A 12,507-nucleotide genomic window follows, 5' to 3' on the forward strand; every position below is an offset into this window, starting at 1 on the left:
ACCCGGCCGTACTGCCGTGTGCGCGGGGCTACTTGACCTCGACGCGGACGTCGGCGCGCAGCTCGGCGGTCAGCTTCGCCGTGGCGGCCAGGGAGGGCTTCTCGCCGCGGGAGGCGGCCCCCGCGTCGGTGGGGGAGACGTAGCCGATGGTGCTGTGGTCGCCCCAGACGCACATCGGGGTCCGGAAGCTCTTCGGGGTGCCGTCGGCGCCCGCGGTGCCGTCGGTGCCCGTCCGCAGCTCGGACGCCTGGCACTTCATGACCGCGTCCGTGAAGCCGTCCGGAGTGAACTCCTCGGGGCCGCCGACGAACGTCACGCCGCTGTCCCCCTCCGACGCCTTCCGCTCCATCTCGGCGAACAGGGCGTCCACGACCTTCTCGGGGTCGTCGACCTCGCCGTGGACACCGGAGTACGTGATCGACCGCTGGCCGGCGCCCTTGCCCGCCAGGTACTGGGCGGTGACGGCCTCGGGCTTGGCGACGCCCATGCTCTCCATGCCCTTCAGCTCGCCGCTGCGGACGGCGATGCCGCCGATGGAGTCCACCGCCTTGTAGGCGCCGCCGAGGACGGTCGCGGGCGTCGTCAGCTCGTACGTCCTGCCGTCGTCGGCGACGGAGCGGCCGCCGTCGCCGTCGCCGTCGCTCCGGTCGAGGAGCTGACAGCCGCCGAGGGCCGCCGCGGCCACCGCGACCGCGGCGCCGATGACGAACCCGCTCCGCCTCTTGCCCCCTCTGCCGCTCGTCACAGCTTGACGCGGACTTCCTCGCGGACCTTCAGCGTGGTGGCCGAGGCGTCGTCGAGCGACACCTTGCCCGCCATCGCGTCGGCGACCTCGACCGGGACCACGACGGCGACGGTGCTGTGGTCGCCCCACATGCAGACCGGCATACGGATCTCCTTGGGGGCCGAGGCGCCCGCGTTCTTGTTCTTGATCACGGATTCCTGGCACTTGAGGACCGCGTCGTCGGTGCTGAAGTCCTTCAGGGGGCCGACGAGGCTGCCCGTCTCCGTGCTGCTCTTCTCTGAATCCTTCTTGATCTTGGCGAACATGCCGTCGACGACCTTCTCGGGGTCGTCGATCTCGCCGTAGACGCCCATGTACTGAATGGCCTTCTGCGCCAGGGGGTTGCTCTCGTCGCCCGTCTCGTAGCCGGCGTTGACGTCCTTGGGGTCCTTCACGCCGGCCTTCTCCGCGGCGGCCATGTCACTGGCGTTGAAGCCCTCGCCGCTCTGGCCCTCCTGCTTCTCGTAGTCGCCGAGGAGCGTGGCGGGCGCGGACAGCTTGTGCGGGCCGTCGTCGGCGACCGAGGAGGAGCCGCCGCCGCTGTCGCCGCCGCCGAGGACGAAGTACGCGCCGACGCCGATCGCGGCCACGACGGCTACCGAGCCGATGACGAACCCGGCCTTCTTCCCGCCGCCGCCACCGGGCGGCGGGGGCGGCACCTGCCCGTAGGGCGCCTGCGGCGGGAGCTGACCATAGGGGCCCGGCTGCTGCGGATGGCCGTATCCGGGCTGCTGCTGCGGGTATCCGTAGCCGGGCTGGGGCGCCTGCTGGGGCGGCCCGTAGGGGCCCGGCTGCTGGGGCTGGCCGCCGCCGTAGGGGCCGGGCTGCTGGCCGTACGGATTCGGCTGCTGGGGCTGGCCGCCGTACGGACCCGGCTGCTGGGGCTGGCCGCCGTACGGGCCCGGCTGGTTGTGGCTCATCGCGTGGGTTCCCCCTTGGAGCGTTTATGTGATGCCGACATCCTGACGCAGAGGCCCCGGTCCGCCGACCGGGGCCCCACATTCCGTCGTCACACAGCGGCGTGGCGTCAGAGCTTGACGCGCACGTCCGTACGGAGCTTGGCCGAGTTCGTGGCGGCCTCGTCGAGGTCGACGGACGTGCCGGACAGGGCGCTCGCCACGTCCGTGCCGACGACGTAACCGATGGTGCTGTGGTCGCCCCAGATGCAGGTCGACGCGGACATGTTCTTCGGTGCGGAGGAGCCGGTCGTGGAGCCGGTGGTGCCCGCGCCGCCGCCGATGTCGACCTTCATCTCCTGGCATTTGAGCACGGCGCCGTCGAGTCCGCTCGGCGTGTACTCCTTGGGGCTGCCCACCAGCGTGACCTTCCCGCCGTTGGCGGTGGCGCCCTCCTGCTGCTTCTTCTCGGCGTTGGCGAACATCTTGTCGACGACGTCCTCGGGGTCGTCGATGTCGCCGTAGACGCCGCCGAAGCTCACGATCTTCTGCGCCATCGGGTTGTCGTCACCGCCCGACTTGTACTGGGCCGACACGTCCTTGGCGTTCTTCACGCCGGCCGCCTCGGCCTTGTCGAGGTCGACGCCGCTGGAGCTCGAGGCGTCGCCGGGCTCCTTCTTGTAGTCCACGAGGACCGTCTCCGGCGTCGTCAGCTTGTGCGGGCCGTCGTCCTTGACGCCGCTGTCGTCGCCACCGCCGCCCGCCACGTCCGAGGAGCCGCCGTTCTTGCCGCCCTTGTCGTCGTCCCCGCCCGCGAGGACGAAGTAGCCGCCGACCGCCGCCGCGGCGACCACGACGACCGAGGCGATGATCAGGCCGACCTTCTTGCCGCCGCCTCCGCTCGGCGGCGGGGGCGGCATCTGACCGGGGGCCTGCCCGTAGGGGCCCGGCTGCTGGGGCTGGCTGTAGCCCTGCTGCGGGGCCTGCTGCGGATAGCCGTAGCCCTGCTGGGGCTGGGGCGGGGGAGCCTGCTGCGGATAGCCGTAGCCGGGCGGCGGAGCCTGCGGCGGCTGGCCGTGGGGGCCCGGCTGCTGCGGCTGCTGGCCGTACGGCCCGGGCTGCTGGGGCTGCTGCCCGCCGTACGGGCCCGGCTGGTTGTAGCTCATTACTGGGGTTCCCTCCCGATGCTTATGTCTGACGAACATCCTCGCGGATGCGGACAGGGCACGGGGCGGACGGACCGGATCGATGCGCAGTTGTTGAGGGGCTGTACCAGAGACCGGACCGACGCCCGGCGCACGAGGGCCCGGGAGCGCGCGGCGCTTCCGGGCCCTTCGTTCACGTACGCCCACCGTCACGCCTTGACGCGGGCCGCCTTGCGCAGGTCGGTGGCGAACTGCGCCACGTCGTCCGTGGGGATGCCGTCGCCGCCCTTGATCATCGCGCCGGCGTCGATGCCGAAGACGATGCCGTACGTGCTGTGGTCCGCCCATATGCAGATCGGCAGCTCCGTCGCCTTGCTGCCCTCCTTGAAGCTGGCGGACTGGCACTTCATGACGGCGTTGTCGAGGCCGGAGGGCGTGACGGTCTCGGGCTCGCCGACGAGCTTGATCTCCTCGGGGTCGCCCGCGTTGTCGCCCGTGCCCTTCTCGGAGTTCTCCTTGGCCTTGGCGAAGCCGTCGTCGACGGCCTTCTCCGGGTCGTCGATCTCGCCGTACATGCCCTGGAAGCTCATCTGCTTCCCCTTGAAGGCCTCACCCGACTGGTACGCGGCCGAGACGTTCTCGGGGTTCTTGATGCCGATCTCCTCGGCGCTCTTCTTGTCGCCGGAGCCGAGCGGGCCGTCGTCGGGCGCGTCGCCGGCGTTCTGCTTGTAGTCGCCCACCGAGGCCGGCGGCACCAGCTTGTGCGCCCCGTCGTCCTCGACCGAGGCGGAGCCGCCGCCCCCGCCGCCGAGGACGAAGTACGCGCCCACGCCGATGGCCGCGACCACGGCCACGGCGCCGATGACCAGGCCCGTTTTCTTCTTGCCGCCGCCGCCGGACGGCGGGGGCGGCGGCGTGACCTGCCCGTACGGGGCCTGGGGCTGCTGCCCGTAGGGGCCGGGCTGCTGCGGCTGGCTGTAGCCGGGCTGCTGCGGGGGCTGCTGGGGGTAGCCGTAACCGGGCTGCGGCTGCTGGCCGCCACCCGGCTGACCGTAACCGGGCTGCGGCTGCTGTCCGTACGGTCCTGGCTGCGGGGGCTGCTGCGGCTGCTGGCCGTAGGGTCCCGGCTGCTGGGGCTGCTGCCCGTACGGGCCCGGCTGGTTGTCGCTCATCGTGTGGGTCCCCCCGTGAATGCTGATGTGTCCCGGACATCCTGAAGGAAGCCGCGGCCCCGTGGGGAGCCCGGAGACAACCGTTACCGAAGATTCCGGTTTCGGGACCGCTCGGTGACCCCTCTAAACTGACCGCGTGACCGAGAACGCTCAGCAGCAGCCCCCAGCGACCACTCCCGAACTGCCGACCCAGTACGCGCCGGCCGAGGTAGAGGGGCCGCTGTACGAGCGCTGGGTGGAACGGGGTTACTTCTCGGCCGACGAGAAGAGCGAGAAGCCGCCGTACACCGTCGTCATCCCGCCGCCGAACGTGACCGGCGCGCTCCACCTCGGCCACGCCTTCGAGCACACGCTGATCGACGCCCTCACCCGCCGCAAGCGCATGCAGGGCCACGAGACGCTCTGGCAGCCCGGCATGGACCACGCGGGCATCGCCACGCAGAACGTGGTGGAGCGTGAGCTCGGCAAGGAGGGCAAGTCCCGCCACGACCTCGGGCGCGAGGCGTTCATCGAGCGCGTCTGGAAGTGGAAGGGCGAGTCCGGCGGCCAGATCTCCGGCCAGATGCGCCGCCTCGGCGACGGCGTCGACTGGGACCGTGAGCGGTTCACGATGGACGAGGGCCTCTCCCGGTCCGTCCAGACCATCTTCAAGAAGCTCTACGACGACGAGCTGATCTACCGCGCCGAGCGCATCATCAACTGGTGTCCCCGCTGTCTCACGGCGATCTCGGACATCGAGGTCGAGTACCAGGACGACGACGGCGAGCTCGTCTCGATGAAGTACGGCGAGGGGGACGACACCATCGTCGTCGCCACCACCCGCGCCGAGACGATGCTCGGTGACACCGCCGTCGCGGTCCACCCCGAGGACGAGCGGTACAAGCACCTCATCGGCAAGCAGATCAAGCTGCCGCTGACCGACCGCACGATCCCGGTCGTCGCCGACGAGCACGTCGACCCCGAGTTCGGCACCGGCGCCGTCAAGGTGACCCCGGCGCACGACCCGAACGACTTCGAGATCGGCCGGCGCCACGACCTGCCGAACATCGCGGTCATGGACGAGCACGCGGTCATCACCGTCCCCGGGCCGTTCCAGGGCCTCGACCGGCTCGAAGCCCGCTCGGCCATCGTCGGCGCCCTGCGCGCCGAGGGCCGCATCGTCGCCGAGAAGCGCCCGTACACGCACTCGGTCGGCCACTGCTCCCGCTGCAAGACCACCATCGAGCCGCGCCTGTCCATGCAGTGGTGGGTCAAGGTCGGCCCGCTCGCGAAGGCCGCCGGTGACGCGGTCCGCGACGGCAAGGTCAAGATCCACCCGCAGGAGATGGAGAAGCGCTACTTCGACTGGGTCGACAACCTCCACGACTGGTGCATCTCGCGCCAGCTCTGGTGGGGCCACCGGATTCCGGTCTGGTACGGGCCGAACGGCGAGGTCGTCTGCGTCGGACCCGACGACGAGGCGCCGACCGGCGAGGGCTGGACGCAGGACCACGACGTGCTCGACACGTGGTTCTCCTCAGGACTGTGGCCGTTCTCCACGCTCGGCTGGCCCGAGCGGACCGACAGCCTCGCGAAGTTCTACCCGAACTCCGTCCTGGTCACCGGCTACGACATCCTCTTCTTCTGGGTCGCCCGGATGATGATGTTCGGCCTCTACGCGATGGACGGCACCCCGCCGTTCCACACGATCGTGCTGCACGGCATGGTCCGCGACCAGTTCGGCAAGAAGATGTCGAAGTCCTTCGGGAACGCGGTCAATCCGCTCGACTGGATGGACAAGTACGGCTCCGACGCCCTGCGCTTCACGCTCGCCCGCGGTGCCAACCCCGGCACCGACGTGCCGATCGGCGAGGACTGGGTCCAGGGCTCGCGCAACTTCGCCAACAAGATCTGGAACGCCACGCGCTTCGCGATGATGAACGGCGCCACGGTCGAGGGCGAGCTGCCCCCGGCCGAGAAGCTGTCCGCCACCGACCGCTGGGTGCTCTCCCGCCTCAACGCGACGGTCGCCGAAGTCGACGCGCTCTACGACGACTACCAGTTCGCCAAGCTCTCGGACGCCCTCTTCCACTTCGCGTGGGACGAGGTCTTCGACTGGTACGTCGAGCTGTCCAAGACGACGTTCATGGCGGGCGGCGAGGGCGCGAAGGCCTCGGCCCGCGTCCTGGGTGAGGTCCTCGACGTCACGCTGCGGCTGCTGCACCCGATCGTGCCGTTCGTGACCGAGACGCTCTGGACCGCGCTGACCGGCGGCGAGTCGCTCGTCATCGCCGACTGGCCCTCGGACAGCGGCTTCCGCGACGCCGGTGCCGAGCGGGAGATCGAGACCCTCCAGCAGGTCATCACCGAGGTTCGCCGCTTCCGCGCCGACCAGGGCCTCCAGCCGGGCCAGAAGGTCCCGGCACGGCTGGCCCTCGACGGTACGGCGCTCGCCCCGCACGAGGCCGCCATCCGCCAGCTGCTCCGCCTCCAGCCGGAGGGTGACGCCTTCACGGCGACGGCGACGCTGCCGGTCTCGGGCGCCACCGTCGCGCTCGACCTGTCCGGCACCATCGACGTGGCCGCCGAGCGCAAGCGCCTCGCCAAGGACCTGGCCGCCGCCGAGAAGGAGAAGGCGCAGGCCAACGCCAAGCTCGGCAATGAGGCGTTCCTCGCCAAGGCGCCGGACAACGTGGTCGACAAGATCCGTGGCCGCCTGACCAAGGCGGACGCCGACATCGCCCGCCTCCAGGCCCAGCTGGAGGCCCTGCCGGCGGCGTGACGCCGCCCGGCCGTACGACGGCGTACGTGCACGAAGGCCCCCGGAACCGACTCGGTTCCGGGGGCCTTCGGCGTACGTACGAGGGCGAGCCGCTCAGCTCACGCCGTGCGTATCGGGGGTTCGGTCGTCGGCGGCGGGTGAGGGGGCGATGAGGCCGACGGGCTCGGCGGGTTCCGCGGGCGCCGGCTCCGGGGCGTCCGACGGCGGCGGCTCCAGGCCGAGCCGGTGGAGCTCCGCGCACGCGAGGGCGTCGAGGATCTCCGGGTCGCCCTGGCGCCAGCCCCGGGCCAGGCTGCCCGGAGTCGTGCCGGAGATCTCCGTCGCGGTGACGGCCAGCTCGTCCAGCGGCTGGAGCAGGGAGCGCAGGGCGAGCAGATCGCGGCCGTCGGCGGAGGCGGCGAGGTCCTTGGCCGTGCCCGCCTGCCGGACCCAGCGGAGCCTGCGCGGCAGCCAGAGGACGACGAGCAGGCCGGCCGGCACGACGAAGAGGGCGAGGGCGCCCACGGCCATGCCCACGCGGACGAGCACCGGGTCCATGGTGTCGACGGCGGCCGTCACGCGCCGCACGGCGGTGTCGAGGGGCCCGCCGATCAGGGGGAACGGCGCCCGGTGCTCCTGGAGGGCCTGGGGGACGGCGAGGGAACAGGCCAGCCGGTACGTGCTGACCGCGGCGGCGGCCCACAGCGCGGTCCACAGGAAGACCACGGCGTCACCGACGAGCTGATGGGTCTTTCGCGCGGAATCTTGGGCATACCACATGGTCAGATTTGACCCATGGTGAGGACGGGAACCCGTGAGCCGCGCGGCGACAAGTGCCGCACATCACCACATCAGGGTCATAAGTCCGATCATAGGGGTCCGTCGGACCCTGGATGATGGAGGGCATGCACGACCGCCCCGCCGGCCAGGCGATACGCCGGGCGGCGGCCGGCGGCCGCCGCCTCGCCCGGCGCTGGGCACGGCGGCCGGGGGCGCTCGACCTGCTGACGGCGCTCAGCGCGTTTGCCCTGATGAGCCTGGACGTGCCCGGCCTCGCCGCGGCGGACAACTCCCTCAACGGCCCGCTGGCCGTCCTCGTCCTCGCGGCGGGCGCCGCCTCGCTGCTGCTCCGCCGCTCGGCGCCCTGGCTGCCGTACGCCGTGGCGCTGTTCCTGCTCGGCTGGCTGCACGAGCTGACCCTGGCGCAGTTCGCGCTGTACTCCCTGGGCAAGCACCGCGGGCGGCGCGCCGGAACACTCGGCGTCATCGGCTACGTGGCCTGCGCCTACGGCCTCTTCCTGTTCCCCGGCTGGCCGCCCCACCGGGGCGAGACGCTCACCGACTTCCTCAGCCTGGTCGTCCCGATCGGCGTGCTCGCCGCCGGGGTCGGCGTCGCGGCCAACCGGCAGGACCTGGTCCGCGCCCTCGCCGCACAGCGCGCGGAGACGGACACGCTGCACGCCGTCCAGCAGGAGCGCGTCCGCATCGCGAGTGACGTGCACGACTTCGTCGGCCGCGAGCTGACGCTGCTCAGCGTGCGCTCGCAGGTGCTGGCGCGGCGGGCCGCGGGCGGCCCCTTCGAGGACGGCTTCGAGGAGCTGTCGGAGACGGCGCGCAGCGCCCACCGGATGCTGAACGAGATCATCGTGCAGCGCGGCGCCGACGGCACCCCGACCCCCGGCGTCGACGCCCTCCCGGAGCTCGCCCGGCGCAGCGGTGAGTCGGGCAGCCCCGTCACGCTCGTGGTCGAGGACGCCGCCCACCGGCTCTCCCCGCTGCGTCAGGCCGCGGTCCACCGGGTGGTCCAGGAGTGCCTGACGAACGCGGCCAAGCACGCGCCGGGCGAGCCGGTCTCGGTCCGCGTCAGCGTGTCGGAGGGACGCCTGGGCATCACGGTCCGCAACGCCCTGCCCACGTCGGCCCCGGCCGCCGCCCCCGTCTCGGCGGGCACGGGGACGACGGGGATGGCCGAGCGCGTCCGCGCGGTGGGCGGCGAGTTCACGGCGGGGCCGGGCGAGGGGACGTACGAGGTCAGGGCGGTGCTCCCGGCGGGCGAGCTGACCTGAGGCGGCCGCGGCCAGGGCCCGCGACGCCGAGATGATCCAAACGACAGGCCCTAACCGGCCGTCGTCGCCTTCTCCAGGGCGTCGAAGTCCTCCACGCACTTGCCGCAGCCGAGGGCCACGCTGTCCAGCGGATCGTCGGCCACGAAGACCGGGATGCCGGTGGCGGAGGCGATGCGCAGATCGAGGCCCGGCAGCAGGGCGCCGCCGCCGGTCAGCACGATGCCGTGCTCCATGATGTCGCCGGACAGCTCCGGCGGGCACTCCTCCAGCGTCGCCCGGACCGCGGCGATGATCTGCTCCACCGGCTCGTCCAAAGCCGAACGGGCCTCGCGCACCGTCAGGTCCAGGGTCTTGGGCAGGCCGCCCACCTTCTCCCGGCCCCGCAGGGTGAACGTCCGCTGCTCGAACTCCTCCTGGCCCGGCACGGGCCACGCCGAGCCGATGGCGACCTTGACGTCCTCGGCGGTGCGCTCGCCCACCAGGAGCCCGTGCTGCTTGCGCACGAAGTCGGTGATCGCCTGGTCGAAGCGGTCCCCGCCCACCCGCAGCGACTGGGCCGTGACGATGCCGCCGAGCGAGATGACGGCGACCTCGGTGGTGCCGCCGCCGATGTCGACGACCATCGAGCCGCGCGGCTCGGCGACCGGCAGCCCCGCCCCGATCGCGGCGGCCATCGGCTCCTCGATCAGGTGCACGGCCTTGGCCCCGGCCCGCTGCGACGCGTGCACGATGGCCCGCCGCTCGACGGGCGTCACCCCGCTGGGCACGCACACGACCATGCGCGTACGGGGGCGCCGGCCGGACAGGGCCTTGCGCACGAAGTGCCGGATCATCTCCTCGGCGGCCTCGTAGTCGCTGATCACGCCGTCCCGCAGCGGCCGGATCGCGGTGATGGACCCGGGGGTGCGACCGATCGTCTCCTTGGCCTCGGTCCCGACGGCGAGCACCCCGCCCCTGCCGCCCTCCCGCACGGCGACCACGGACGGCTCGTTGAGCACGATGCCCTTTCCGCGTACGTAGAGAAGGGTGTTCGCAGTGCCGAGGTCGATACCTATGTCCATGATCACCAAGTTTGCCCGGTAGTCCTGCGAAGCGGAGGGACTTTGGTCCCGAATCGGACGGGTCTAAAGTCCCGACGAGGGCCGCTCGCGGCGCCTCGGAGGTCCCGGGCGGGGCCTGACCGCGTGTGTCGGTGGCGCTCCGTAGACTGGCGTGCGTGAGTGACCTCCCCCCGCACGACGACGACCGACCCACCGACCCCGACGACGCCTTCGAGGACATCGTCGGCGCCGAGACCGACCGGGACCCCGACCTCGCGGTGATCGAGGCGGGCAGCCGCACCCTGCGCACCCAGGCGGGCCCGCCCGAGGGCGACATCCCCGCCCGTCCCACCGACCCCGAGGTGGACAAGGCGCTGCGCGAGGTGGAGACCGAGCTCGCCGGGCGCTGGGGCGAGACGAAGCTGGAGCCCTCCGTCCGGCGCATCGCCGCGCTGATGGACGTCCTGGGTGAGCCCCAGCGCGCGTACCCCTCGATCCACATCACGGGGACGAACGGCAAGACGTCCACGGCCCGGATGATCGAGGCCCTGCTCTCCGCCTTCGAGCTGCGCACCGGGCGGTACACCTCGCCGCACGTGCAGTCCATCACCGAGCGGATCAGCCTGGACGGCGCCCCCATCGAGGCCGAGCGCTTCGTCGAGGCGTACCACGACATCAAGCCGTACGTGGAGCTGGTCGACGCCAAGGAGGAGTTCCGCCTCTCCTTCTTCGAGGTCCTCACCGGCATGGCGTACGCGGCCTTCGCCGACGCCCCCGTGGACGTGGCCGTCGTCGAGGTCGGCATGGGCGGAAGCTGGGACGCGACGAACGTCATCGACGGCTCCGTCGCCGTCGTGACCCCCATCGACCTGGACCACACCGACCGCCTCGGCTCCACGCCGGGCGAGATCGCCGCCGAGAAGTCCGGGATCATCAAGCAGGACGCGACGGTGATCCTCGCCCAGCAGCCGGTGGACGCCGCGCAGGTGCTCCTGAAGAAGGCCGTCGAGGTCGACGCGACCGTCGCCCGCCAGGGCCTCGAATTCGGTGTCGTCTCCCGGCAGGTCGCCGTCGGCGGCCAGCTCATGACGCTGCGTGGACTCGGCGGGGAGTACGAAGAGGTGTTCCTGCCCCTGCACGGCGAGCACCAGGCGCACAACGCCTCGGTCGCGCTCGCGGCCGTGGAGGCGTTCTTCGGCGTCGGCGCGCAGCACGCGCGTCCGCTCGACATCGACGTGGTCCGCAAGGCGTTCGCCGCGGTCGCGTCGCCGGGCCGCCTGGAGGTCGTGCGCCGCTCGCCCACCATCGTGCTCGACGCCGCGCACAACCCGGCGGGCGCGCGGGCCGCCGCGGCGGGCGTCAGCGAGGCCTTCGACTTCAGCAACCTCATCGGCGTGGTCGGCGCGAGCGACGACAAGGACGTGAAGGGGCTCCTCGAAGCCTTCGAGCCGATCTTCGCCGAGGTCGTCGTCACGCAGAACAGCAGCCACCGCGCGATGGACGCGGACGACCTGGCTGCCATCGCCGTCGAGGTCTTCGGCGACGAGCGGGTCCAGGTCGAGCCGCGGCTCCCGGACGCCCTGGAGGCCGCGATCACCCTGGCCGAGGAAGAGGGGGAGTTCGCGGGCGCCGGAGTCCTCGTCACCGGTTCCGTCATCACGGTCGGCGAGGCCCGGCTGCTCCTGGGGAGAGGCTGACCTTATGCGTACGCTCTGCGCTTCGACCCTGATCGGCGAGTTCTTCGTCATCGGCTTCGCGGGTCTCGTCGCCATGAAGGACCCGGACCTGTCCATGGGCACGGTCTGGACGGTCTGTGGCATCGCGATGCTGCTCTCGGTGCTGCTCTGCGGTGTCATCACCCGGCCCGGCGGGGTGCAGCTCGGCTGGGCCCTCCAGATCGGGCTGATCGCCAGCGGCTTCGTGGTCCCGGTGATGTTCTTCATGGGCGCGGTGTTCGCCGCCCTGTGGTGGGCCTCGGTGCACTTCGGACGCCAGATCGACGAGGCGAAGGCCAGGTTCGCGGCCATGGCGGAGGGCCAGGCGGAGGCCGGAGGTAACACCGCGTAGCCGCCCCCGGTATCGTGCGGGCCATCCCACGTGATCGTAAAGATCGTGAAAACACTTTGGAGCCGCACATGAGCCAGCGCACCCTCGTCCTGCTGAAGCCCGACGCCGTCCGTCGTGGCCTGATCGGCGAGATCATCGGCCGCGTCGAGCGCAAGGCGGGCTGGACGATCTCCGCGCTGGAGCTGCGTTCGCTGGACCAGGACACCCTGGAGCAGCACTACGGCGAGCACAAGGGCAAGCCCTTCTACGAGCCGCTGGTCGCCTTCATGGCGTCCGGTCCGGTCGTCGCGCTCGTCGTCGAGGGCGAGCGGGTCATCGAGGGTGTGCGCGCGCTCGCCGGTCCGACCGACCCGATCGCCGCGGCGCCGGGCTCCATCCGGGGTGACTTCGGCACCATCGTGCGGGAGAACCTGATCCACGCCTCGGACTCCGAGGAGTCCGCCGAGCGCGAGCTGAAGATCTTCTTCCCGGGCGTGGCGTGACGCTCGCCGGCGACGCGAACTGACAATACGTCAGGAAGAAACCCGCCTGACCTCGGACGGCCGAACAAATTCGGCCGTCCTTTGGCATATGCGCCCCAATCGGGGGAACGTGTGG

The 12,507-nt window shown here is 71.6% G+C and carries 11 protein-coding genes; 5 read left to right on the forward strand and 6 right to left on the reverse strand.

Annotated features, from left to right (window positions below; translation table 11 throughout):
- Positions 1-28 precede the first annotated feature (28 nt).
- From ACZ6JY_RS01800 to ACZ6JY_RS01815, 4 genes are all read right to left on the reverse strand, one after another.
- On the reverse strand, positions 29-745 hold the full coding sequence (locus tag ACZ6JY_RS01800; RefSeq protein ID WP_469191189.1) for a hypothetical protein: 717 nt from the start codon (positions 743-745) through the stop codon (positions 29-31).
- Entirely contained in the window at positions 742-1,704 is a 963-nt protein-coding gene (locus ACZ6JY_RS01805) for a hypothetical protein (RefSeq protein ID WP_469191191.1), read from the reverse strand. The genes ACZ6JY_RS01800 and ACZ6JY_RS01805 overlap by 4 nt, the downstream gene beginning before the upstream one ends.
- A gap of 107 nt (positions 1,705-1,811) precedes the next feature.
- Complete coding sequence (locus ACZ6JY_RS01810; protein WP_469191193.1) at positions 1,812-2,846, reverse strand: hypothetical protein; 1,035 nt, start codon at positions 2,844-2,846, stop codon at positions 1,812-1,814.
- Positions 2,847-3,034: 188 nt separating this feature from the next.
- Positions 3,035-3,997 carry a hypothetical protein gene (locus ACZ6JY_RS01815; RefSeq protein WP_469191195.1) on the reverse strand — a complete coding sequence of 321 codons (963 nt, stop codon included), beginning with the start codon at positions 3,995-3,997 and terminating at the stop codon, positions 3,035-3,037.
- A 136-nt stretch (positions 3,998-4,133) separates the two neighbouring features.
- Between ACZ6JY_RS01815 and ACZ6JY_RS01820 the strand changes: the two genes are divergently transcribed.
- The gene (locus tag ACZ6JY_RS01820) at positions 4,134-6,758 is read left to right on the forward strand and encodes a valine--tRNA ligase (RefSeq protein ID WP_469191197.1); all 2,625 of its coding nucleotides are present in this window, start codon (positions 4,134-4,136) and stop codon (positions 6,756-6,758) included.
- 93 nt (positions 6,759-6,851) lie between these two features.
- Here ACZ6JY_RS01820 and ACZ6JY_RS01825 read toward each other — a convergent pair whose 3' ends face one another.
- Complete coding sequence (locus ACZ6JY_RS01825; protein ID WP_469191199.1) at positions 6,852-7,517, reverse strand: hypothetical protein; 666 nt, start codon at positions 7,515-7,517, stop codon at positions 6,852-6,854.
- A 125-nt stretch (positions 7,518-7,642) separates the two neighbouring features.
- On the opposite strand from ACZ6JY_RS01825, the gene ACZ6JY_RS01830 reads away from it, so the two are divergent.
- Positions 7,643-8,803 (forward strand): sensor histidine kinase, encoded by a 1,161-nt coding sequence (locus ACZ6JY_RS01830; protein ID WP_469191201.1) that lies wholly within the window; start codon positions 7,643-7,645, stop codon positions 8,801-8,803.
- 50 nt (positions 8,804-8,853) lie between these two features.
- Here ACZ6JY_RS01830 and ACZ6JY_RS01835 read toward each other — a convergent pair whose 3' ends face one another.
- The gene (locus ACZ6JY_RS01835; protein WP_469191203.1) at positions 8,854-9,864 is read right to left on the reverse strand and encodes a rod shape-determining protein; all 1,011 of its coding nucleotides are present in this window, start codon (positions 9,862-9,864) and stop codon (positions 8,854-8,856) included.
- Positions 9,865-10,019: 155 nt separating this feature from the next.
- On the opposite strand from ACZ6JY_RS01835, the gene folC reads away from it, so the two are divergent.
- The 3 genes from folC (at position 10,020) to ndk (ending at position 12,392) form a co-directional block, all read left to right on the forward strand.
- A complete protein-coding gene (folC, locus tag ACZ6JY_RS01840) occupies positions 10,020-11,540 on the forward strand; it encodes a bifunctional tetrahydrofolate synthase/dihydrofolate synthase (protein WP_469191205.1) in 1,521 nt (506 codons plus the stop codon).
- A 4-nt stretch (positions 11,541-11,544) separates the two neighbouring features.
- Positions 11,545-11,910, forward strand: coding sequence for a DUF4233 domain-containing protein (locus tag ACZ6JY_RS01845; protein WP_447037420.1), 366 nt, complete (start codon positions 11,545-11,547; stop codon positions 11,908-11,910).
- A gap of 68 nt (positions 11,911-11,978) precedes the next feature.
- Complete coding sequence (ndk, locus tag ACZ6JY_RS01850) at positions 11,979-12,392, forward strand: nucleoside-diphosphate kinase (protein ID WP_469191207.1); 414 nt, start codon at positions 11,979-11,981, stop codon at positions 12,390-12,392.
- Positions 12,393-12,507 lie beyond the last annotated feature (115 nt).

It is taken from the genome of Streptomyces sp. NPDC046335 (assembly GCF_055587985.1).